Source organism: Ruegeria profundi (assembly GCF_049800715.1).
GTDB classification, from domain to species: Bacteria; Pseudomonadota; Alphaproteobacteria; order Rhodobacterales; family Rhodobacteraceae; genus Ruegeria; species Ruegeria profundi_A.
In genome coordinates this window covers 213749-236417 of sequence record NZ_JBNAFO010000008.1, presented here as the reverse complement: position 1 = coordinate 236417, position 22669 = coordinate 213749, and the positions used below count along the sequence as shown (strand labels likewise).

Genomic DNA, 22669 nt, shown 5'->3' with positions numbered 1-22669 from the left:
GTGCTCCTCCTCAGATGCACTTGAAATAGTCAAAAGGTTCCAGGCAGTCGTTGCAGCGCCAGTGCGCCTTGCACGGGGTCGAGCCGAACTGGCTGACCTTCTCAACCGCCTTGCTGCCACAATGCGGGCACCGCTCCGGGCCGCCTGCCGGTTGCGGCGGGGCGATGCCGTATTCTTCCAGCCGCGCACGGCCCTTTTCGCTGAGCCAATCGGTGGTCCAGGCGGGTGAAATTGTGGTTTCGATCCGGATGTCTTCGATCCCGTGATGCCGTAGCGCGGTTTCAATGTCCATGCTGATGACCGACGTTGCTGGACAGCCGGAATAGGTCGGTGTCACCGTCACCTTCAAGGTTCCGGCATCCCAGCACACATCGCGTACAATCCCCAGATCAACCACGGAAATGACTGGTATTTCAGGGTCGGGCACGGCATCCAGCCAGTCCCATATCTGATCTGTCGGCACCCGTTCCATATCGGCTTACCAGCTTGCGCCGGGATAGGCGCGTTGCAGCCATTGCATCTGGGTTAGTAAATGCCCCAGATGTTCGGTGTGCATCTGCCCGGTACGCCCGCCCTGATGCGCGAAATCGCTGTCTGGGATCGTTAGCGTCGCATCCGCCAAGACCCGCTGAACCAAAGCGTCATATTCATCGCGCAGATCGGCGGGATTGGGGGCGATGCCAGCGGCTGCCATCTGGGTATCCACATCGTCGCTGGCGAACATCTCACCCACATAGGGCCACAGATACTCGAGCGCCGCTTGCATCCGGTCGTGGCTTTCCGCCGTTCCGTCACCCAAGCCAACCACCGTGTCGCCAGAGCGTTCCAGGTGATAGGCGACCTCCTTACTGGCTTTGGCCGCAATGGCCGCGACACGGTCGTCTGACGATTTGATCAGACGCCCGAGCATGATCGAATGCCATGCATCGAACAGGAACTGGCGCATCAGGGTCCGGCCAAAGTCTTCGTTCGGAACCTCAACCATCAAAACATTGCGAAAATCCCAGGCATCGCGCAGGAACGCCAGATCATCGGCGCTTTTGCCACCGTCGATTTCGCCGGCAAGGCCAAGCCACATTTGGGTTTGGCCAATCAGGTCCAGCGCGGTATTGGCCAATGCGATATCTTCTTCAAGCACGGGCGCATGGCCGCACCACTCGCTCACGCGGTGGCCAAGGATGAGCGTGTTGTCACCCATTCTCAGCAGAAACTGCAGGAAGGCTTCGTCGCGGGTCATCACATCGCCCCCACTTCATCGGGGATGTCGAAGAATGTCGGGTGGCGGTAAACCTTGCTTTCGCTGGGCTCATATAGCGGGCCTTTGTCACTGGGGGATGAGGCCGAGATATTGTTCGCTTCGACCACCCAAATCGACACGCCTTCGTTGCGGCGCGTGTAGACATCGCGCGCGTTCTTGATCGCCATTTCCGCGTCCGGTGCGTGCAGTGAGCCGACATGACGGTGGCTCATACCGTGCTGACCGCGGATAAAGACTTCCCAAAGGGGCCATTCGTTTTTCATCGGGTTTCCTCCTCAGGTCAGGCTTATTCAGCGGCCACTTGACCGGCGCGTTTCTTTTTGGCGTGGGCCAGCAGGCCGTCCCGCACCCATTGTCCGTCGTCCCAGGCCTTGTTGCGCGCGTCCAAGCGGTCGGTGTTGCAAGGCCCGTTGCCTTTGATGACGTCAAAGAACTCGGACCAATCGGGTTCCGAGAAATCGTAGTGGCCGCGTTCTTCGTTCCATTTCAGGTCCGGGTCTGGGACGGTCAGCCCAAGGAACTCGGCCTGCGGCACGGTCTGATCGACGAATTTCTGACGCAGCTCGTCGTTGGTGTTCATCTTGATCTTCCAAGCCATGGATTGGGTCGAATGGATCGAGTCCTTGTCCGAAGGTCCGAACATCATCAGCGACGGGTACCAAAAGCGGTTCAGGGCATCTTGCGCCATCTTCTTCTGTGCGGGCGTCCCTTCGGCCATCTTGCGAATGGCATCGTAACCCTGACGCTGGTGAAAGCTTTCTTCCTTGCAGATCCGGATCATGGCACGCGAATACGGCCCGTAGGACGTCCGCTGCAACGGCACCTGGTTCATGATAGCGGCCCCATCGACCAACCAGCCGACCGCGCCAATATCGGCCCAGTTCAGCGTGGGGTAATTGAAGATCGACGAATACTTCATCCGACCGTCCAGTAGCATCTCGGTCAGCTCGTCCCGGCTGACGCCCAGTGTTTCTGCCGCGCAATAAAGGTAAAGCCCGTGTCCGGCCTCATCCTGCACCTTGGCCAGCAGGATCGCCTTGCGTTCCAGCGTGGGTGCGCGGGTGATCCAGTTGCCTTCGGGTAGTTGCCCGACGATTTCGGAATGTGCGTGCTGCCCGATTTGGCGGATCAGCGTTTTGCGATAGCCTTGCGGCATCCAATCCTTGGGCTCGATCTTGATGTCCGCGTCAATCTTTGCCTGAAACTCGGCAAGCTTTTCAGGGTCATCGTTTGTGGCCTCAGACTTAACCATTTGTGCGTACATCGTATTTCCTCCTCTCGGATGGGATCAGATTTTGAATACGTGGCTTAGAACCCGCATGTTTCCTTTTAGTGCTGAGCCACCAAGGTCTTTTGCCAAGCGCTGCAGAACATCCGCAAATCCGTAGCTGGGAATGGCGGCTTCGACCTGGGCGACTTGATCGCGCGACAGTCCTTTTCGCACCTTGCCCCCTGTCGCATCGATCCAGTCACCTTTTCGGCAAGCGTTGACCACATCGGCATGCGGTCCCCGGTAGGGTGTAACCTTGTGGTGCCAGTGGATGGAATTGCGCAGCAGCTCTGGATCCAGTCCCCAACCCTTTTCAGCGTTGTCCCTCAGCGCTAGTTCTTCGGATGGTTCCAGATATGCCAGATCGTGTTTCATCCACAGTCCGATATCGTGGTAGACGAAGGCCGTCTCGACCAATGCACGATGCGTGTCATCGCCGCCAAGGAAGTGCATGGCATATGTAATCACACGGTAAACATGGCCTCGATAGGCCTTGTAGTCGTTGCCGAGAACATCTTGATACGGCTCAAACAGCCGCTCGACCCGTTCGCTGTGGTCGATTATCTGGATCGCCTCAGTCAAAACAGTGCTCCACTATCAAACCCGTTCCAGGATCAAGGCTGCGCCCTGCCCGACACCCACGCACATCGTGCAAAGAGCATACCGCCCACCTGCCCGCCGTAGTTGATACGCAGCAGTCAACACCAGCCGCGCTCCGGACATGCCCAAAGGGTGCCCCATAGCAATGGCACCGCCATTCGGATTCACATGCGGTGCGTCGTCAGTAAGGCCCAGTTCACGAAGTGTTGCCAGCCCTTGCGACGCAAAAGCTTCGTTCAACTCTATCACATCCATCTGCTCTATGGTTAGCCCAGCCCGCGCCAAAACCTTGCGGCTGGCTGGTACAGGCCCAATGCCCATGATGCGCGGCGCGACGCCAGCTACCGACATTCCCACAACCCGTGCAATCGGAGTAAGGCTATTCTTTGCGGCTGCCGCCTCATTCGCCATCAAAATGGCTGCGGCTCCGTCGTTTACACCGGAAGCATTGCCCGCCGTGACAGTTTTGTCGGGCCCGTTCACTCCCTTGAGGCCCAACAGCTTGTCGGCCGTTGTTCCCGGGCGGGGATGCTCATCGGTATCGACCACTATCGGGTCACCCTTACGTTGTGGAACCGAGACCGGAGTGATCTCATCCGCGAACAACCCCGCTTGATGCGCGGCGGCCCATCGGGCCTGACTACGCGCTGCGAAACTGTCCTGATCTGCGCGGCTGATGCCATAGTCGTCGGCAACGTTGTCAGCGGTTTGGGGCATTGAATCGATGCCGTAGGCCTGCTTCATCTTCGGGTTCACAAAGCGCCAGCCGATGGTCGTGTCGTAAACCGCGTTACTGCGCGTGAATGCAGATGTCGCCTTGGGCATCACAAAGGGTGCACGGGACATGCTTTCGACCCCACCCGCTATCGCCAGATCATAGTCACCCGCCTTGATGCCTCGGGCGGCCATTCCGACAGCATCCATGCCGCTGGCGCACAGGCGATTTATTGTGGTCCCCGGAACATCAATCGGTAATCCAGCCAACAAGGCCGCCATACGGGCGACGTTCCGGTTGCTTTCACCGGCCTGATTGGCATCACCATAGATGACATCGTCCACGCTGGACCAGTCGACTTGCGGGTTCCGCTCTTTCAGCGCAGCCAGCGGAATGGCCGCCAGATCATCCGTGCGGATCGACGACAATGCCCCACCGTAGCGTCCTATGGGAGTGCGCGTCGCGTCGCAAATGAATGCATCCATCTGTGAATTCTCCTAGACGTTCACGTCTAATTATAGACCGTATGGTCGGTTTATATTGCCGTCATCGATTCGAGGCAAGCATTATGTTACTAAATTTTGGTTCATCTGCACATTTTCGTAACATAAAAAGAAATCGGCTTGCTGTTGAAGCAAGCCATTATCCTTCGCGATATCAGGAGGGATTTTGTCCCAAAACCTATGTGCTCAACCTTGCTTCCAAAGTTGCGAGTTGCGGTCGGGGCAACCTGTCCAAGATCCTGGAAACCGCCTCGCGGCAGGCGGGCTCCTTCCAGTCACTTGGCAGAAAATCCGAGGGCAAAGCCGGGTGTCGCAAGATGATGCGGCGCCAATTGTGCACAAGGAGGACACGCAGAGCTGCCGTTTTCATCGGATCATCCACACCGGTCGTCGGCAGCAGATCGTCGATCACCTGGATTGATGTCCAAAACTCGTCATACGCGGTTTTCAGCGACTCTGGTCCGCATAGCTCTGTTAGCCAATCTGGTACTGAAATCGCTGTGGTCTCAAAACCCAGCAGGTCTTCCAGATCGGGCGGCATGGATCCCGCTGCCATCGCTGTGGACGGGTTTAACAAGATATATTCCCCAGTCAGCAACAGATCGGACAATTCCTTTCTGGATGTTTCCGAGTTGCTCGACATCAGCACATGCCAGATGTCTGGTTTGGCCGTTTCGCGGGCGTAAATACGTGGCGCAGCGGCTGCACTTTGAGTGCGGCCATAGTCCGTAAGCCGATGGACACTCGCACGACCAACTCGCGTACTTTCGATCCAGCCTTCTTTGCGCAATCGATGCAACGCCACTCGGGTCGCTTCGGCCTTGATACCCACAAGGCTCGTCAACGCAGTGATCAATGACCCACTTACTTGATCGGATTTGTTTTGCGCCAGATCGCCGAAGATCGTGACAAGCACAGACCACACCCGCAGAGAACCCTCGGAGGTCAAATGGCGAACGCAATGGTCGAACCAGTCTGTGGAAGCGTCTTTCATGGCCGCAGTATAGGCGGGCCGGGTCGAATTACCATCCGGCCCGACACGGTCAGTAGGCCACCATTGTCAGCAACTCGTATTCGGCAACAAGGTCATCATCCTGTTGAGTCATCGTGACGTGCCAGCGAACCTCGCCATACTGATCATTGCGTTTGGTCTTTGACTTAACGGTCAGGCGCACCTTGATGCTGTCCCCGGCCACAACCGGTTTCATGAAACGCAACCCATCCAAGCCTGTATTGGCCAAAACAGGACCTTCGTTCGGTTCGACAAACAAACCGGCGGCGAAGGACAACAGCAGATATCCGTGCGCAACGCGGCCCGGGAAGAACGGATTCCGTTCCGCGGCGGCCTCATCCATATGCGCATAGAAGGTATCGCCGGTGAATTCCGCAAAGTGTTCGATATCTTCGAGCGTGACGGTGCGCGGCGCCGTGTGAATTGTCTCACCGATAGCCAGATCGTGGTAGCGGCGCGTGAAGGGATGCGCCGGGCCTTCGATCTCGGTCGCGCCCGAGACCCATTTCGAGCCAATCGCCGTCAACAGGTCAGGTGAGCCCTGAATGGCGGTGCGCTGCATGTAGTGTTTCACGCCCCGCACACCGCCCATCTCCTCGCCGCCACCCGCGCGACCGGGGCCGCCGTGGACCATATGCGGCAGGGGAGAGCCGTGGCCCGTGGCCTCTTTCATCGAGTCGCGGTTGTTGAAATAGAGCCGCCCGTGATACGCCCCGGCCCCCATGGCGAATTTTCGCGCTACAACCGGGTCGTGGGTAATGATCGACGCGACCAGAGACCCCTGCCCCCGGTTCGCCAGCTCAATCGCGTGGTCGGTGTCGCGATACCCCATGATCGTACTGACCGGGCCGAAAGCTTCGGTGTCGTGAACGCGCTGTGCCGCGTCCGGGTCGGCGCAATGGAACAGCATCGGCGGCAGGAAAGCCCCTTTATCGGCATCTGCGCCATCAACGGCAAAATTATCCGGGTTGCCGAACACACGCTCTGCCTCTTGGCAAATGATCGCAGCCTTTTCCAGTACATCCAGTTTTTGATCATTCGAGACCAGCGCGCCCATGCGCGTTGTCTCAAGCCTAGGGTCGCCGATAACCGTTTTTGCCAGCCGCGCGGAAAGCGCTTCGATCACCGCCTGCACATGCGGCTCGGGCGCAATGATCCGGCGGATCGCGGTACATTTCTGACCCGCTTTTGTGGTCATCTCGCGCAGAACTTCCTTGATGAAAAGGTCAAATTCCGGTGTCCCCGGTTGGGCGTCAGTGCCCAGTACCGAACAGTTCAGACTGTCCTGTTCCGCCACGAAACGGACGGAGTTTTGCAGAATGACGGGGTTAGACCGTAGTTTCAGCGCAGTATCGGCCGAGCCGGTAAAACTGACCACGTCTTGCATGGTCAGGCGATCCAACATGTCACCCAGACCACCCGACACAAGCTGGAGCGCCCCGGCAGGCAAAATGCCAGACTCCAGCATCAACCGCACGCACAATTCGGTTACGTAGCAGGAATTCGTCGCCGGTTTGACGATAGCTGGAACACCGGCCAGCAAGGTCGGAGCCAGCTTCTCCAACATGCCCCAAACCGGAAAGTTGAACGCGTTGATATGAACCGCCACACCCTGCAGCGGGTTGCAGATGTGCTGACCGACAAAGGTCCCATTCCGCGACAGCTGTTCGACGTCGCCATCCAGATAAACGTGACCATCGGGCATTTCGCGGCGGCCTTTCGAGGCAAATACGAACATCGTACCGATCCCACCATCGATATCGATCAGATGATCCGATTGGGTCGCGCCCGTGTTGAATGACAGGTCGTACAGGGCCTGCTTGTGCTGCCCCAAATGCACCGACAATGCCTTGAGCATCTTGGCGCGCTCATGAAAGGTCATCTGCCGCAGTGCCGGACCACCAACGTTGCGCGCATAGTCCAACATGCCCTGTACATCTAAGCCAGTGTTGCCAGCGGTCGCGATCACCTCTCCGGTCACAGCACTGGCAATGTTGCGGGCCCCTTCGCCCGGCGCGATCCACTCACCTGCCGCGAAACTTGAAATCTGTTGGATCGTCATGTGCCTCTCCTCAGTCCTGAGATGATCTACGCGGACCTATGTACGCGGTTATGGTAGCTATAATATTTACCGTACGGTCGGTCAATAAAAAGACTGACTCATTTTCTTGTTCGGTCACGTCAAACCTGTGCAGGAAGCTGGGCGAACCCGCGAAAGCGAATTCGCCCACCACGCTTTGCGCCCTCTGTGACCTGATAGTTGGAAAAGCGGTTCAAAAACCGAATGACCGCAATCTTGCCCTCCATCCGAGCAAGAGTCAGACCGACGCAGGTGTGCGGGCCACCGGCAAAGGCGTGGTGCTTGTTCGGGCGGCGGTCCAGCAGCATTTCGTCGGGCCGGTCAAACTGCCTTGGGTCGCGGTTGGCGGCGCCGATACACAGGTGAACATCCGTGCCTGCCGGAATGGTATGGCCGTGGAGTGTCACGTCTTCGGTGGTCAGGCGATTGCCAAACTGGTTTGGGCTTTCGAGGCGCAAGAATTCGTCCACTGCCGTGGCAATCAGGTCGGGATTGTTCAGCAATTCCGAACGTTTATCTCGGTGCCGATCCAGCAGATCCAGCGCGTTGCCGATCAGGTTTGTCGTGGTCTCGTGCCCGGCATTCAGGATAAAGATACAGTTCTGATACAGTTCAACGTCGGTTAGGCCTCCATCCGCATCGTCTTGCATCAGCCGTGTCAGAACATCCGTTTCCGGATTGCCCAGGTTGGCTTTTCGATCCTCAATGATATGGCGCAGAAATTCTTTGAATTCGGAGACGGCGCGGTTGCCCCACTCTTCCTGCTCAGGCGTCAATTGTGGTTCCAAAGCCCCAAGAATAGCCAGAGACCAGTCCCGAAGTGGTTCGCGTTCGGACCTGGGAATGCCCAACAGGTTGCCGATCACTTCGATGGGGATCGCCCCGGCAAAATCCTCGATCAACTCGACTGTGCCTTTGGCTTGCATCTGATCCAGCAAACTGTCGACGAGTTGGATCAATCCCGGCTCCATCTGCGCCAAGGCACGCGGGTTCATCGCTCCGACCATCACCTTGCGGACGCGGGTGTGCAGGGGCGGATCGTTGAACACCAGACTTGTGGTGTGGTGTTCGTATAGGGGGCTGTCGACCCCGTATTTGGGCTCAAACACCGCCTTTTTGTCCGAGATAAACCGCGTCGTATCCCGATAGACTAGATCCAGATCCTCGTATCGCGACAGGATCACCGAGCCGTCGGACTGGGGGCAAACCGGCATATCCTCGCGCAGCGCGGCATAGGCTGGATAAGGGTCCTCGTGAAACCCGTCGGGAAGCGCCGTCAGGGAAAACATCAGTGACCCATCGCCCCCATATGTTCGGGCAGCACCAGTACCAGCCAGGGCACCAGAACGATCAGGGCCAGACGGAAAATGTCGGCGACCCAAAATGGAGTAACACCCCTGAAAATCGTTGCGGTCGAAACGTCCCCGACCACCCCTTTCAGGATGAATACGTTCAGACCAACCGGCGGGGTGATCAGGCTGATCTCGGTCACGACAACAACCACGATTCCAAACCAGATCGGATCATAGCCCAGCGACGTCACCAGCGGGAAAAAGATCGGCACAGTTAGCAAGAGCATCGATAGGGATTCAAACACGCAGCCCAAGATGATGTAGATGCCCAGGATCATCAGGATCACCACGAACGGTTCCACGTCATAAGCCGTGACCAGACCGATCAGCGCCTCGGGCAGGCCAGCGAGGTTGATGAAGTTCGAAAAGATTTGAGCCCCGATCAGGACCGAGAACAAGGCCGCGGCGGTAAAAGTTGTTTCTTTCAACACCTCGAAGGTCGAACTCAGTGTCAACCCACCGCGGGACAAGGCGATCAGAAACGCCCCCATGGCGCCCATGCCGGCGGCTTCGGTCGGGCTGAAGGTCAGGTTCAGCGGATGGAAATCAAACGCGCCGTAAAGCCCGCCGATGACCAGAAAGAACAACAGCAACACCGCCCAAACCGACCGTAACGCCGTCAGCTTCTCGCCCCAGCCGTGTTTTTCTCCTGCGGGTCCGGAGTCGGGTTTGCGCCAGACGGTCCAGCGAACGGCAAACAGGTACAGAAGGATACCCAGCACGCCGGGAATGATACCGGCCACAAACAGCTTGCCGATGGATGTCTCGGTCAACAGGCCATAGATAACAAGGATCACGGAGGGCGGGATTAGAATGCCGAGCGTGCCGCCTGCCGCAATCGAGGCTGTCGACAGCTCATCCGAATAGCGATAGCGGCGCATTTCCGGCATGGCGACCTTGGACATCGTTGCCGCCGTTGCCAGGGACGAGCCACAGATGGCCGAAAACCCGCCACAGGCCGCCACCGTAGCCATTGCGATCCCGCCTTTGAAATGGCCCAGAAACGCGTTTGATACGGCGTAAAGCTCGCGCGCCAGCCCGCCTTTGTTCACGAACAAACCCATCAGGATAAACAGTGGTATAACCGAAAGGCCGTAGTCCTGCGCCGTGTCGGTGATCTGACGACCCACCATCGACATCGCTGCTTTCAAGCCGCGTTCGGACAGAATACTGCCTCCGCGTTCGTATGCAAAACCCAGCGTTCCGACGAGGCCCATTGCAAAGACAATCGGCAGGCGCAGAAGCACAAGAACAAGAACAAGGCCAAAGCCGATCAGTGCGGCAGTCATTGAGGGTGCTCCGACAAAGTATGGGGGGCGAAGATGTGCAGAAGGCCGGTCGTGATCATCGCGACGGCGGTGATCGCTGCGGACGCGGCAATGAACCAGCCGATATAGAACACGGGGATCGACAGGTACTCGGTCACATCACCATAGTCCCGCGCCCGTTCAGCCAAGATCCAGACCCGCTGTATCGGCCAGAAGAGCATGATGCCCGAGACCAGATAGACAATCGCATCCCTGGCGCGGCTTAGGCGCAGTCGCGCAAACAAACCGTCCGTCAGGTCCACTGCAATCTGACCTTTTCCAGCCGAGATCATCGGAAGAACCGAGAATACAAGGATCGCCATCAGAATACGTGTCAACTCGGTCGCCGCTTCGATCGGCGCGTTGAACATGGACCGAAGAATGACGTCGCAAAACGTCATAACCATAAGGATAAACAGCGCCACACAGGCCATCACTGTCGGAAAAACACTGATGCGGCGCGCGAAGGATACCAGAGATTGCATGAGGAATTCCCGCCAGTTCGAAACGGTTGGCGGTGCGAGACCGCCAACCAGCTCACGTTATTGCGCGGCCATTTCACTGACGATCATGTCATAGGCGGCCTGAGCATCGACCCCGGCACCGTTGACTTCGTCAATGACCTTGGCGCGGACATCGACAGCAATTGCGTTGAACTTCTCCAGGTCTTCGGCAGATGCGGTGTTGATCGCGTTGCCGTCTGTGCCTTCGGTGGCTTCGCGCCCGATGGCATCAATTTCGTCCCAGATTTTACCGATTTCACGGCTCAGCGGCTCGCCAAAGACTTGCTCTTCCAGCGCTTGCTGCAGCTCGGCAGGCAGATCGGCAAATGTGTCTTCGTTCATGATGAAGGCGAAAGAACCGCGATACAGACCGCCCGGAACTTCGTACACGTTCTGCGCCACTTCGGTCAGCTTGAAGCCCTTGCGGGATTCAAATGGCATCACGACTCCATCGGCTGCTTTCGAAGCCAGCGTTTCGTACACTTTCGGAGCGGGCACCTGGATACCGGTTGCGCCCAGTGCTGTACCAACATCGCCACCAACACCGCCGGGGATGCGAACCTTGAGGCCTGACACCTCGTCCAGCGTTGTAACAGGGCTGCTGGAATGTAGTTGGGCCGGTCCATGCGTATGCAACGCGATCACCTTGACGCCGCGATGTTCGTCGGCCGCCTTCAGGTGCGTGTCATAGGCCCGCCAATAGGCCACCGATGCGGCCTCGGCCGAGCCCTCATATCCAGGCAGTTCGATCATCTTGGTGGTGACAAAACGGCCGGGCTGGTAGCCGTGGAAAATGATCGAGGCATCCGCCGCCCCATCCATGATCAGGTCCATCTGAGCCGGCGGCGGTGCGATGCCAAGTTTCAGTTCGGCGGTGACTTGGCCATCGGTGGCTTCTTCAACCATTTCGACGAATTTCGGCCACATCTTGGCGTTGATGCCATGGGTCGGCGGCGCCCAGCTGGAAATAGTCAGCGTATAGTCTGCCGCCATCGCAACGGTACCCGAAATGGCAAGTGCCGCCGAAGCCAGCAAGGTGCTCAAGTTGCTGAGTTTCATGTTCTGTCTCCTCCCTGTGAAACATGCATTCTGAATGCGTTAATGGTTGCTTTTGTAACCATCAACACTTTTAAAGCGCTATAGTTTGGGCCGCGATGGCCCAAGACGCCGGACTTTCCTTAGCCACAGCCAGCATAACCGACTGGGACACGTCACTCCCAATTTCCTTGCGATAGTTCATCGGCCCCCCGCGCCAACGCGGAAAGCCATAGCCATGGATTTGAACTATATCGACGACTTCTGCGTTTTCGGCGATCCCTTCTTGGATGATCAAGGCTCCCTCATTCGCCATGACCGCCAGAAGGCGAGACGATATATCCTGGGCCGTAAAGGTCCGGCGGGTAATGCCCTGCGCAGCGGAATACCCTTCGATCAAAGCCTCAACCTCGGGGTCGCGGATCGGTTTGCGATTTCCGTCTTCGTACCGGTACCAGCCCTTGCCGGATCGCTGCCCAAACCGCTCCATCTCACATAGCTGGTCGGCAATGATGACATAGCGTTCGTTCGGGTCGCGCGTGGCAGCGTTGCGTTTTCGGTTTGCCCAGGCGATCTGCAACCCGGTCAGATCCTGCAGCTCGTAGGGCCCCATCGGCATACCGAAATCCCGCATCGCCTGGTCAATTTCATGGGGCAGCGCCCCGTCTGCCAGCAGATAATCTGCTGCGCGCCGATAAGCGGCCAGCATGCGGTTGCCAATGAACCCGTCGCAAACGCCTGACAGAACCGAAACCTTGCGCAGCTTCTTGCCCAGTGCAAACCCCGTGGCCACCACTTCGGGGGCGGTTTGGGGGGTGTGCACGATCTCGAGCAATTTCATGACATGAGCCGGGCTGAAGAAATGCAACCCTATGCACCGTGTCTGGTTTTCGATGCCCGCAAAGATTTCTGCAGGGTCCAGATAAGATGTATTGGTGGCAAGAATTGCACTGGCGTTCATGTTCTTGGCCAATTCGGCAAAGACCTGCTGTTTGACCGATAAGTCCTCGAACACGGCTTCTATCGCCAATTCCGCGTCGGCTGCTTCGGCATAGCTGTCAACGGCGCGAAATCGGGACAGGCAAGCCTTGCATTGCGCCTCGGTCATCTTTCCGCGTTTGATCGCGCCCTTCAACAGGCCTTCAACCCTATCATGGGCTGCCAATGCGGCCTCGGAGTCGCGCTCGATCAACGTGACAGACAGGCCAGCCGTCAGAGCGGCGGTTGCAATTCCGGCCCCCATCAAGCCGCCACCCACCACAGCAATACGGCTGATATCGCGCGGCTGGACATCCTTGATCAGCGCGGGCTTTGATACGCTGCGTTCCGCAAAGAACGCATAACGCAGCGCACGGCTTTCCGCGGTTTGGCGAAGCGCCAGATGGCGCGCCCGCTCCATCGGCTGCCCTTCGGAAAACGGTTCCTGCGACCAGGTTAGCGCGGTCAGGTTCTCCAACGGCGACTGCTGCCCCTTGGCACGCTTTTTCAGCGATGCCCGAGAGGTCTCGATCAGATCCGGCGCAAAATCAGCGACAATACGTTGGCTGACCGGCACAGGACGGTCCGGCAGATCGGCCACAAATCTCTCGACCGCCTTTTCAAGATCGTCGGCCACCAAATCGACGGCACCAAGCTGCAGCATCTCCTCGGCCTTCAGCACTTTGCCTGTGCAGGCCAGATCAATTGCCGCTTCCATCCCCACAAGGCGTGGCAGACGCTGCGTGCCGCCGGCGCCGGGGATCAATCCAACATTGACCTCTGGCAGACCAAATCCCGTTTCGGGCGCTGCAATCCGCCATGCGCAGGCCATCGCAATTTCGAGTCCCCCACCCAGAACATTCCCGTGCATACAGGCGACGAAAGGGACATCGCTGTCTTCGATCATTTGGACGACATCGGGCAAATGCGGCTCGACCGGCGGCTTGTCGAATTCGGACATGTCCCCGCCCGCGACGAAAGTCCGGCCAGCGCATCGCAACACGGCCACCCGCGCGCCTTTGACCGCATCCACAGCATCTGCAAGCCCCTGCCGGACCGCTTGCGAGGTCGCATTGACCGGCGGGTTGTCAATGGTGACCCAGGCGACATCGCCTTTGAGTTCAACATTCACAAGTGAGGTCTGAGACATGGGTGTGCCCTTCAAGCGCTCTGGATTCGAGTCTTGTTTATATATTGACCAACCGTTCGGTTAATGCAATGATAAAAATGAAACGACATCTGGCAGAGCAGTCATGAGCGATACGATTCTTGTAGAAGATCACGGGACCTGGGTTGAGATTACACTGAATCGTCCCGACAAACTGAACTCATTCAATGATGAGATGCATTACGCGCTGCAAGACGCGCTGAAATCCGCCCGAGACAACGGCGCGCGCGCCGTCCTTTTGACCGGTGCAGGTCGCGGATTTTGCGCCGGACAGGATCTTGGTGACCGCGATCCATCGAAAATGGACGGCCCGCCTGATCTGAGCAAAACCGTGCGGACCTTTTATGCGCCTTTAGTGCGATTGATCCGGTCGCTGAACTTCCCGGTTATTTGTGCTGTGAACGGTGTTGCTGCCGGAGCCGGGGCAAATCTGGCACTGGCCTGTGACATGGTTTTGGCCGGTGAAAGCGCCAAGTTCATTCAGAGTTTTGCCAAGGTCGGTCTGATCCCTGATACTGGCGGCAGTTGGCACCTGCCCCGCCTATTGGGAGAGGCCAGAGCAAAAGGACTGGCGCTTACGGCACAACCTTTACCAGCAAAACAAGCTGAAGACTGGGGCCTGATCTGGAAAGCCCTGCCCGATGATCAGTTGATGACCGAAAGTCGCGCATTGGCGAACCAATTTGCCAACGGTCCGACCGTTGGGCTGGGTAAGACAAAGCAGTGCATTCAGACCGCGGCGACCACCACTCTTTCTGATCATCTTGAAATTGAAGCGGACGATATGAAGATCTGCGGGGAAAGTGCGGACTATGCCGAAGGCGTGTCCAGCTTCCTCGAAAAACGCGCGCCAAGTTTTCAGGGCAAATGACGATGACCCCGCAAGAACGCGCCGCTAAATCTGCCGCTGCTATGTGGGCCAATGATGAGGCCAGCAAATGGTTCGGCATGGAACTCGTTAACGTCGACGAAGGCCGCGCTATTCTGGCACTGACCGTCGCAACTCATCACTGCAACGGCCATGGCATATGCCACGGCGGCGTCACCCATGCCCTGGCAGACAGCGCCTTTGCCTTTGCCTGCAACAGTCGCAACGTCGCGACCGTCGGCCAGCATACAATGATGAGCTATCTCGCACCTGGCCGCCTGGGAGACCGCCTGACCGCAACCGCGACAGAAACCGCTGTCGCAGGTCGTAGCGGCGTCTATGACGTACGCATCACAAATCAAGATGGCATGACTGTCGCCGAATTCCGGGGCATGTCCCGCGCGGTTGGTGGTCAGAATTTTGTCGAATAGAAATACGCTGGAGGAGCAACGCAATGGACGCCCTGTCCCCCAACAAAGCTGAATTGGACCCGATCGAAATCGCATCGATCGACGAAATCCGTGCGACACAGCTTGAACGCCTCAAATGGTCGGTCCGACATGCCTACGAAAACGTGGCGATGTACAAACAGCGCTTTGATGAGGCGGGTGTCCATCCGGATGATTTGCAACAGCTTTCGGATATTTCGAAGTTCCCGTTCACGTATAAAAACGATCTGCGCGACAACTACCCTTTCGGCCTTTTCGCGGTCCCACGCAGTGAGATTATTCGACTGCACGCGTCTTCCGGGACAACCGGCAAACCAACTGTGGTTGGCTATACCAAAGCTGATATCGACAACTGGGCAGATTTGGGTGCGCGGTCGTTGCGGGCGGCAGGTTTGCGTAAGGGCGATTTGGTCCACAACGCCTATGGCTACGGCCTTTTCACCGGCGGCCTGGGCGCCCACTACGGGATCGAACGTTTGGGTGCAACCGTTGTCCCCATGAGCGGCGGGCAGACCGAGAAACAGGTCGGCTTGATAAATGATTTTCAGCCCGACGGGATCATGGTGACGCCGTCATACATGCTCAACATCCTTGAACAGTTCCACAAATCCGGGCTCGACCCCAGAAAAAGCTCTCTCAAGGTCGGCATTTTCGGAGCAGAGCCTTGGACAGATGCAATGCGAACGGAGGTTGAATCTGCATTCGACATGCACGCGGTCGATATCTACGGCCTGTCTGAAATCATGGGCCCCGGCGTCGCGAGCGAGTGCGTCGAAACAAAAGATGGTCCCGTGATCTGGGAGGATCACTTCCTACCAGAGATCATTGACCCGGCCACAGGCGAAGTACTGCCCGACGGCGAAACCGGCGAGTTGGTGTTCACCACTTTGACCAAAGAAGGTTTGCCAATGATCCGCTACCGCACGCGCGATCTAACCTGCCTGTTGCCCGGAACCGCGCGTTCGATGCGCCGGATGGCAAAGATTACTGGCCGCAGTGACGACATGATGATCCTAAGGGGCGTGAATGTTTTCCCCAGCCAGATCGAAGAACAGGTCATGGCGACAGGCGGTCTGGCCCCCTACTATCAGATCGAACTTTACAAATCCGGCCGAATGGACGCGATGCGGGTGTTTGTCGAAGCATCAGCAGACTCGACCGACGAGATGTCAAAGACTGCCGCAGCCCGAATGCTTACTAAGCGCATTAAGGACGTTGTTGGCGTTTCAACGGAAATTGTTGTAGGTGATCCGGGCGACGTCGAACGCTCTCAGGGCAAGGCGAAGCGCGTCATCGACAACCGCGATAAGGAATAAGCCGTGGCCAGGACAATCGCCAAAGACCACGACCAGAAGCGGGAACAGATACTCAAAAGAGCTGCGAAAATCTTTGCGGACCAGGGGTTCGACCGCGCCTCAATGACCCTGTTGGCAAAAGAGTGCGGGATCTCCAAGGCGAACATATACCATTATTACGACAGTAAGGATGCCATCTTGTATGACATCCTTGAGACCTATCTTCGGGATTTACGTGACCGCATTTGCAACGTTGATTTCGAAGGGCTTGAGCCTGAAGAGAAACTTCGAAAGGCTGTCCGCGAAATCTTGTTCGCCTATCAAGGTGCTGATGACGAGCACCGGGTTCAGATCAGCGGTATGAACGCCCTCGCCGACGACCAGCAAAAGAAACTGCGTGAGTACCAGCGTGATATGGTCAACTTCATTAACAATATCCTAAAGGAGTTGTCTCCAGAGACGTTGGGTGATGACAAGACCAAGCTGCGCGGCGCTACAATGTCAGTCTTCGGCATGCTGAACTGGTATTACATGTGGAATACAGGAGCCGGAACCAAGGCGCGTGAAGACTACGCTGATCTGGTCAGCACACTGACGGTCCACGGCATTCGAAAGCTTTAGGCGAGAAGCACACTTCTTTCAATTGACGGCTTTTCATTGGCTTCGATGGAAGGATCTGTTGCAAACTTTTGCCGATTGACCTTCACGGAGTTGGCACCTGATTCGCAAATAACATTATTCAGCTGGAAGTCTTCTCACGTTCTCCTTCATGGGTACGTATTATCCGAAGGACGTTTTCCTGTTCGCCGTGTTTTTCTATGTCAGATACGGCGTTTCATATCGGGATCTGGAAGAGATCATGGCAGAGCGCGGCGTGTCGGTCGATCAAACGACGCTGAACGGTTGGGTAGCACGGGCAGCGATGTGGCCGTCGAACTAGCCATTCGCTACAAGCGCAAAGTTGGGTTACATTCGGAGACCGACAGAACGGATAAAGCAGACTTTCAATCGGGTAAATTGAAAGTCCACTTCTTGGTTGTGGCGCACGCATTAACTGAGGTGATGCACATCTTGAAGGCCGTAGACCGGCGTCGGGATACCCTCCATCCGGGCCTTTATTTGCAGCGACAGGAACTGTGAATAATGCCGGGACTGATGCAGGTTTCCACCATGCATCCAGAGGTTTGGAACCTGTGTCGGCTTCCACATATTGCGTTGCTCGCCTTCCCAAGGCCCCGGGTCCTTGGTTGTGTCAGAGCCCAGACCCCAGCATTTCCCAAGCCGATCCGCCATTTCCTGACCCATCAGGTCCGCCACCCAGCCGTTCATCGAATTATACCCCGTCGCATAGACCACCAGATCGGCATCCAGATGCGTGCCGTCATCAAGGATAACTCCGGTTTCATCAAGCGCGGTGACCTGACCCCGTTTCAGCTTGATCTCGCCATCAATGATCAACTGGCTGGCCCCTATATCGATGTAGTAGCCCGATCCGCGACGCAGGTATTTCATAAACAGCCCGCTGTCATCATCGCCCCAATCCAGCCAGAACCCGGCCTTTTCCAACCCGTCATAGAACGCTTTGTCCTGTTCTTTCATCGCGGCATAGGCTGGAATCTGGAATTCATGAAGAATGCGATAGGGCAGCGAAGCAAAGATCAGATCGGCCTTTTCAGTCGTCATGCCAGACTGTACCGCACGTTCAGAATAGAGATCGCCCAGTCCGATTTCCATGAGGGTGTCAGAGCGGACAATATGGGTTGAGGACCGCTGCACCATTGTCACATCGGCATCGTTTTCCCAAAGCGCCGCGCAGATGTCGTGGGCCGAGTTGTTGGACCCCACCACAACGACCTTTTTACCAGCCCATTTGTCGGGACCTTCATGTTCCGACGAATGCACCTGTTCGCCTTTGAAAACATCCATACCCGGAAAATCAGGCATGCGTTTCTTGCCGGACATCCCTGTCGCCATGATCAGTTGCTTGGGCCGCAGTACAACCTCTTCACCGTCCCGGTCGACAGTGATGGTCCATTCGCCCTTGTCTTCATCGAACGTGGCGGATTTGGCCGTCGTGCGCGTCCAATAGTTCAACTCCATCACCTTGGTGTACATCTCTAGCCAGTCACCGATCTTGTCCTTGGGCGAGAACACGGGCCAGTTTTCCGGGAACTTGATATAGGGCAGATGGTCGTACCAGACCGGGTCGTGCAGGCAGAGGGATTTGTAGCGATTGCGCCAACTGTCGCCGGGCCGGTCATTCCGTTCGACGATGATCGTCGGCACACCCAGCTGACGCAGCCGCGCGCCCATGGCGATCCCACCCTGACCACCGCCGATGATGACGCAGTAGGGCTGTGTTTCGTAGCCCAGTTCAGCCTCTTCCTGCGCCCGTTCTTCTGCCCATGTGGTCCTGTGTTTACCCGCACCATGCTTGGCCCCAAGTGGGCGGTTGAACCCTTTGGGCTCTTCATGACCTTTCAGCTCGACCATCGTGGTCAGCAGGGTCCATATCTTGCCATCCTTGAGGCGGATCAACCCGTAGCCGCGTGCCACTTCGGTTTCGAACTCGATCCATGCGGTGGTTATTCCGCCGTCTTCAGTGGGAACCTCACCTTCGGCTATTTTCCAACCATTCGGCTTGGTTGTAGCCAACTGAAGCGCGAGCATATCTGCTACCTGCGCCTTGCCTTCGACCGTTTTAATATTCCAGGTAAAGCTTACCAGATCGCGCCAATAGCAATCGTCCTGGAACATATCGCAGGCGGCATCGATATCACCTTGGGACAACGCCGCACCGAAGTCATCCAGAAATCCCTGCACCTGATCCGAGAGTGTTGTGTCGAGCATGTTATCCTCCCTATCTCCACGGAGCAGAAGGCTGGCAAATCCGCGACCCTTCGGGCAAGCGGATTTGGCGCATCAACACTTGGTTCGGTCCAAATACGCCAATGCTTGTTGCGCGCGCAACAAGGGCGCAACACGGGTACATATGCGTTTAAGCGGGCGGTCTAAGCCCGGCTTTTCGCATACGGCGCAGGATCGTCGATCGGTTCACACCAAGGCGCCTTGCCAGTTGGGACATGTTCCAATCGCAAGCACGCAGAAGTGCTTCCAGATCATCTGAGTCCTGCTTTTGCGTAGGGGCGAGCGCCGGGGCGGGCAAATCCGTTAAGTCGATGATGTTGTCCTGACACAGGGCGACCGAACTTTGCAGCAGGTGTTCCAGTTCACGAATATTGCCGCGCCACAATCGTGATTTCAGGTCGGCGCGGGCAGCGGTCGAGAGGCGAATATCATGGCTGGCAAACCGTCGGAGCAGACGATCAATCAGCCAATCCAGATCCGCACGGTGGCGCAAAGGCGGCAAAGACAATGTGGCCCCCGCAATCCGGTGCAGAAGATCTTCACGAAGACCGCCCTGCAATCCTGCCGGGGGTTGCCGACATGACGCGATGATCCGCAGATCAGCCCGCCGCTCAAGCACTGCCAAAAGAGAGGCCTGCGCAGGCTCACTCAGGTCTTCAACGCCGCGCAGAAACAGTGTGCCGGGTTCGATAGCACGGCAGAAATTGAATGTCGGAGTGTCGCAACAGATCACGGTGTGGAAATCCTGTGTCGCAGGATCGGCCATATGGATAGCGCGCGCCAGTTTAGTTTTGCCTGTCCCGCTTTCGCCGGTCAGCAAAAGCGGCAGATTGGTCGGCGCAAGACGGGCCGCTTTGTTCAAAAGTTGCTGAAGGCCCGCATCCGGCCCTGCAAAGCTGCCAAGGGCACCAGGCAGAACCTGTTCCCGTTTGCGCAGAGCTGCCGTCATCTGAGGCGTCTGCGGAGCAACGGCATGACCATAGAGCGCGCGCCCGTCCTTGAGGTGTAAAACGCGGTCTTCAGACGGTCTGCCGCGCATGAATTCGGGCATGTCATCAACGCTGATTTCAAGCCAGTCCTGCAATTGCGACCCAATCAGGTGGCCCGAACCGTCAGGGTCCAGCGCACGTCGGGCCCCCGAGGTCATACCGATGATCTTGCCGCTTCCGTCCACTGCAACCGCCGCTTCGGGATCGACCTCAAGAAATTCGGGGCTGGCTGAAAAGCGCAGGACCCAATCGCGCCGCGTCGATGCCATCAGGTTTGCCATCTCGACGCGTCGGGCGGAGTTCGTCACCAATGTCATGGCCAGATTCTGCGACGCTTTGGGAGAGGGTCCACGCAACAAGGACACATCCAGAACAGCCGCAAGAGCACCTTTGGTGTCAAAAATAGGCGCTGCCGTGCAAGACAGCGGCGTATGCGTGATCGAAAAATGATCTCCCTGATGGATAGTCACCGGCTGACCCGTAACGATACACGACCCCACTCCGTTGGTTCCTGCCAACTCTTCCGTCCACTTGAACCCCAGATGAAGACCCGCAGTTCTGAGCTCGTCCTCGAAGTTCCGGTCGCCAAAGAAATCGACGCAGACGCCATCTGCATCCGCAAGCAGCAGGACGTAGTTCTGCCCTGCCACCTGCGCAAACAGCGATTGCAGCCCCGAACGCGCGGTTGCGATCAGACGTTCGGATTGTTCCAGGTGTTCTCGGAATTTGGTGTCAGGGAGGATGTGCGCAGGTTCCTGTCGTGAGGGATCCATACCGTAGGTTTCAACACATCGCTGCCAGCTATCCGCGACAAGTCGGTCCCGCCCCGTATCGAACCCGCTTAAGACACGGTCAATCTCTTTTGTGTGCTGGCGATCCAACAGCTTCCCGTCCTACGAATCCTTCTTAAAAATAGCATGAGGCTGGCTTCGCGCCTATGTTCAAGTTTCGTCGGGCAAACGATTGGCGCTTAGCCTCGTCAAGCTGACCTTCGTTGAACGGACCGCATTGGTCGAAATAGGCTCCGTCCGGACCCCCGACACGGCGCAGCATTTCAAACGTGCTGATAACGACAAAGCGGGATAAATTGTCAACGGATGCTGAGCAATAAATGGTCTTACTAAGGCTAAAGCAGACTTTCAAAGGTGAGCTCAGCAAGTCCAGAGGTGCGAACGGCTCAGTTAGTGAAGCTCAAAGCAAAAGTATGATTTTGCAGGTAGCGACATAGGTCGTTCCTTGCGCAATTCAGTTAAATCAAAGGTAATTCAGTTTCTTGGTGACCCAGAATAAAATTTCTGCCAACACCGAAATTGCGCCTGCTTCCTCGGTGACAACCAAGCCTGTACCTGATGCACCCAATTTGGTCACCTTTGCACTCAGATCACCCGGGATTTCTGCAACAACAATGAAGTCCGCCGCGCCAATCAACTCACGCAGTGAAGGAAGCCCACTTCTGGCATCCAACGCCCCTTCGCTGGTAGCGGGTGGTATGTCCGAAATCGTGGTAACAAACTCCGCTCCAGGCATACTGCGCAGGGCAACACGAATAGTATCGCCAATGGATATGTTTTGCAGACTACTCAAAGGAAGTGTCGCAACCAGAACCCTGTCGCCCGGTACAACAAAATTGATTGCGCCTTGTAGAGTCGATACCCGGTTCCCAGGGCGCAGGGTCAAGCCTGTGACCATGCCATCTGCAGGTGCGCGTACAACTGTTTGCTCCAATGCCCACCGCGCTTGGATCAACAAATTCTCTACCTCGGCAACGCCAACATCGACCCCATCCACTTGGGCGGCAATACGCCTTTCAAGACCCGCCTTCCGCGCGTTTGCGGCGCGCAAGCCCGCCTCAAGTTGCTCTATCGTTGAAACGGCTTCCTGAAGCTGGAACTCAGTGGACGCTCCCCGTTCGGTGAGACGGATAATGTCATCGCGACGCGCCACGCCAAAATCCAGTTGCGCGGACAGTGAGGCAATGTCAGCCTCAGCCGCCTCAAGGTCGTGACCCAGTTGATCCGCCTCAGATTGGGCTGAGGCCAGTGACGCTTCAAGTCGAGCGACCTCGGCTGCGAATTCCGTATCATCTATCCGGAAAAGAACATCCCCCTTTGATACTAGCTCATTGGGCTCTGCTGCGACTTCTGTCACTGGTCCCGCAACGTTTGGGGCAATGCTGATCACTGCACCTTGGACCGAAACCGTCCCGCTTGGCGTCGTGTGGTTCAGCGCGCCGATAACCACCAATGCAATCACGACACCACCGCCATAGATGAAGGTCTTTGAAACCGCGTTCCAAGGCAACAGGCGGAGTTTGGAAAACACCAACCATGCCAGGCCAAAATACAGCGCCAGAACGATTAGCATATCAGATACTCCACTGAATTCATTGGACCAGGAACCGAAGTATCTGGGCTTACTA

At 56.9% G+C, this 22669-nt stretch carries 20 protein-coding genes and 1 pseudogene; 5 read left to right on the top strand and 16 right to left on the bottom strand.

Going from position 1 to position 22669, the window contains the following annotated elements; translation table 11 throughout:
- Window positions 1-10: 10 nt before the first annotated feature.
- The 13 genes from paaD to ACP15L_RS14540 all read right to left on the bottom strand — a co-directional run bounded on the left by paaD (window position 11) and on the right by ACP15L_RS14540 (window position 13763).
- A complete protein-coding gene (gene paaD / locus ACP15L_RS14600) occupies window positions 11-472 on the bottom strand; it encodes a 1,2-phenylacetyl-CoA epoxidase subunit PaaD (RefSeq protein ID WP_170693273.1) in 462 nt (153 codons plus the stop codon).
- 6 nt (window positions 473-478) lie between these two features.
- Window positions 479-1237 (bottom strand): 1,2-phenylacetyl-CoA epoxidase subunit PaaC, encoded by a 759-nt coding sequence (gene paaC / locus ACP15L_RS14595; protein WP_425084735.1) that lies wholly within the window; start codon window positions 1235-1237, stop codon window positions 479-481.
- Window positions 1237-1521 carry a 1,2-phenylacetyl-CoA epoxidase subunit PaaB gene (gene paaB / locus ACP15L_RS14590; RefSeq protein ID WP_142639870.1) on the bottom strand — a complete coding sequence of 95 codons (285 nt, stop codon included), beginning with the start codon at window positions 1519-1521 and terminating at the stop codon, window positions 1237-1239. The genes paaC and paaB overlap by 1 nt, the downstream gene beginning before the upstream one ends.
- A gap of 23 nt (window positions 1522-1544) precedes the next feature.
- Window positions 1545-2522, bottom strand: a complete 978-nt coding sequence (paaA, locus tag ACP15L_RS14585) for a 1,2-phenylacetyl-CoA epoxidase subunit PaaA (RefSeq protein ID WP_425084734.1) — start codon at window positions 2520-2522, stop codon at window positions 1545-1547.
- A gap of 24 nt (window positions 2523-2546) precedes the next feature.
- The gene (locus ACP15L_RS14580; protein ID WP_425084733.1) at window positions 2547-3110 is read right to left on the bottom strand and encodes a hypothetical protein; all 564 of its coding nucleotides are present in this window, start codon (window positions 3108-3110) and stop codon (window positions 2547-2549) included.
- A 15-nt stretch (window positions 3111-3125) separates the two neighbouring features.
- Complete coding sequence (gene pcaF / locus ACP15L_RS14575) at window positions 3126-4328, bottom strand: 3-oxoadipyl-CoA thiolase (RefSeq protein ID WP_425084732.1); 1203 nt, start codon at window positions 4326-4328, stop codon at window positions 3126-3128.
- A 196-nt stretch (window positions 4329-4524) separates the two neighbouring features.
- Complete coding sequence (locus tag ACP15L_RS14570; RefSeq protein WP_425084731.1) at window positions 4525-5262, bottom strand: PaaX family transcriptional regulator C-terminal domain-containing protein; 738 nt, start codon at window positions 5260-5262, stop codon at window positions 4525-4527.
- A gap of 127 nt (window positions 5263-5389) precedes the next feature.
- Complete coding sequence (paaZ, locus tag ACP15L_RS14565) at window positions 5390-7420, bottom strand: phenylacetic acid degradation bifunctional protein PaaZ (protein WP_425084730.1); 2031 nt, start codon at window positions 7418-7420, stop codon at window positions 5390-5392.
- A 119-nt stretch (window positions 7421-7539) separates the two neighbouring features.
- Window positions 7540-8727 carry a cytochrome P450 gene (locus tag ACP15L_RS14560; protein WP_425084729.1) on the bottom strand — a complete coding sequence of 396 codons (1188 nt, stop codon included), beginning with the start codon at window positions 8725-8727 and terminating at the stop codon, window positions 7540-7542.
- Window positions 8727-10079: a TRAP transporter large permease gene (locus tag ACP15L_RS14555; RefSeq protein WP_425084728.1), complete on the bottom strand. Its 1353-nt coding sequence runs from the start codon at window positions 10077-10079 to the stop codon at window positions 8727-8729. Before ACP15L_RS14555 ends, ACP15L_RS14560 begins: the two co-directional genes overlap by 1 nt.
- The gene (locus ACP15L_RS14550; protein WP_170375287.1) at window positions 10076-10582 is read right to left on the bottom strand and encodes a TRAP transporter small permease subunit; all 507 of its coding nucleotides are present in this window, start codon (window positions 10580-10582) and stop codon (window positions 10076-10078) included. Before ACP15L_RS14550 ends, ACP15L_RS14555 begins: the two co-directional genes overlap by 4 nt.
- Before the next feature lie 57 nt (window positions 10583-10639).
- Window positions 10640-11659, bottom strand: coding sequence for a TRAP transporter substrate-binding protein (locus ACP15L_RS14545; protein ID WP_170681187.1), 1020 nt, complete (start codon window positions 11657-11659; stop codon window positions 10640-10642).
- Window positions 11660-11729: 70 nt separating this feature from the next.
- Complete coding sequence (locus ACP15L_RS14540; RefSeq protein ID WP_425084727.1) at window positions 11730-13763, bottom strand: FAD-dependent oxidoreductase; 2034 nt, start codon at window positions 13761-13763, stop codon at window positions 11730-11732.
- A 103-nt stretch (window positions 13764-13866) separates the two neighbouring features.
- On the opposite strand from ACP15L_RS14540, the gene paaG reads away from it, so the two are divergent.
- From paaG to ACP15L_RS14515, 5 genes and pseudogenes are all read left to right on the top strand, one after another.
- The gene (gene paaG / locus ACP15L_RS14535) at window positions 13867-14652 is read left to right on the top strand and encodes a 2-(1,2-epoxy-1,2-dihydrophenyl)acetyl-CoA isomerase PaaG (protein ID WP_425084726.1); all 786 of its coding nucleotides are present in this window, start codon (window positions 13867-13869) and stop codon (window positions 14650-14652) included.
- Between the two features lie 2 nt (window positions 14653-14654).
- Window positions 14655-15080: a hydroxyphenylacetyl-CoA thioesterase PaaI gene (gene paaI, locus ACP15L_RS14530; RefSeq protein WP_425084725.1), complete on the top strand. Its 426-nt coding sequence runs from the start codon at window positions 14655-14657 to the stop codon at window positions 15078-15080.
- A 23-nt stretch (window positions 15081-15103) separates the two neighbouring features.
- Entirely contained in the window at window positions 15104-16414 is a 1311-nt protein-coding gene (paaK, locus tag ACP15L_RS14525; RefSeq protein WP_170375277.1) for a phenylacetate--CoA ligase PaaK, read from the top strand.
- A 3-nt stretch (window positions 16415-16417) separates the two neighbouring features.
- The gene (locus ACP15L_RS14520) at window positions 16418-17014 is read left to right on the top strand and encodes a TetR/AcrR family transcriptional regulator (protein WP_425084724.1); all 597 of its coding nucleotides are present in this window, start codon (window positions 16418-16420) and stop codon (window positions 17012-17014) included.
- A 148-nt stretch (window positions 17015-17162) separates the two neighbouring features.
- Window positions 17163-17315 (top strand): annotated as a pseudogene (locus ACP15L_RS14515) (IS6 family transposase); the annotation flags it as partial.
- A 128-nt stretch (window positions 17316-17443) separates the two neighbouring features.
- On the opposite strand, the gene ACP15L_RS14510 reads toward ACP15L_RS14515, so the two are convergent.
- The 3 genes from ACP15L_RS14510 to ACP15L_RS14500 form a co-directional block, all read right to left on the bottom strand.
- Window positions 17444-19243: an NAD(P)-binding domain-containing protein gene (locus tag ACP15L_RS14510; protein WP_425084723.1), complete on the bottom strand. Its 1800-nt coding sequence runs from the start codon at window positions 19241-19243 to the stop codon at window positions 17444-17446.
- Window positions 19244-19391: 148 nt separating this feature from the next.
- Entirely contained in the window at window positions 19392-21131 is a 1740-nt protein-coding gene (locus ACP15L_RS14505) for a sigma-54-dependent Fis family transcriptional regulator (RefSeq protein WP_425084722.1), read from the bottom strand.
- Between the two features lie 373 nt (window positions 21132-21504).
- Window positions 21505-22614, bottom strand: a complete 1110-nt coding sequence (locus ACP15L_RS14500; protein WP_425084721.1) for an HlyD family secretion protein — start codon at window positions 22612-22614, stop codon at window positions 21505-21507.
- Window positions 22615-22669 lie beyond the last annotated feature (55 nt).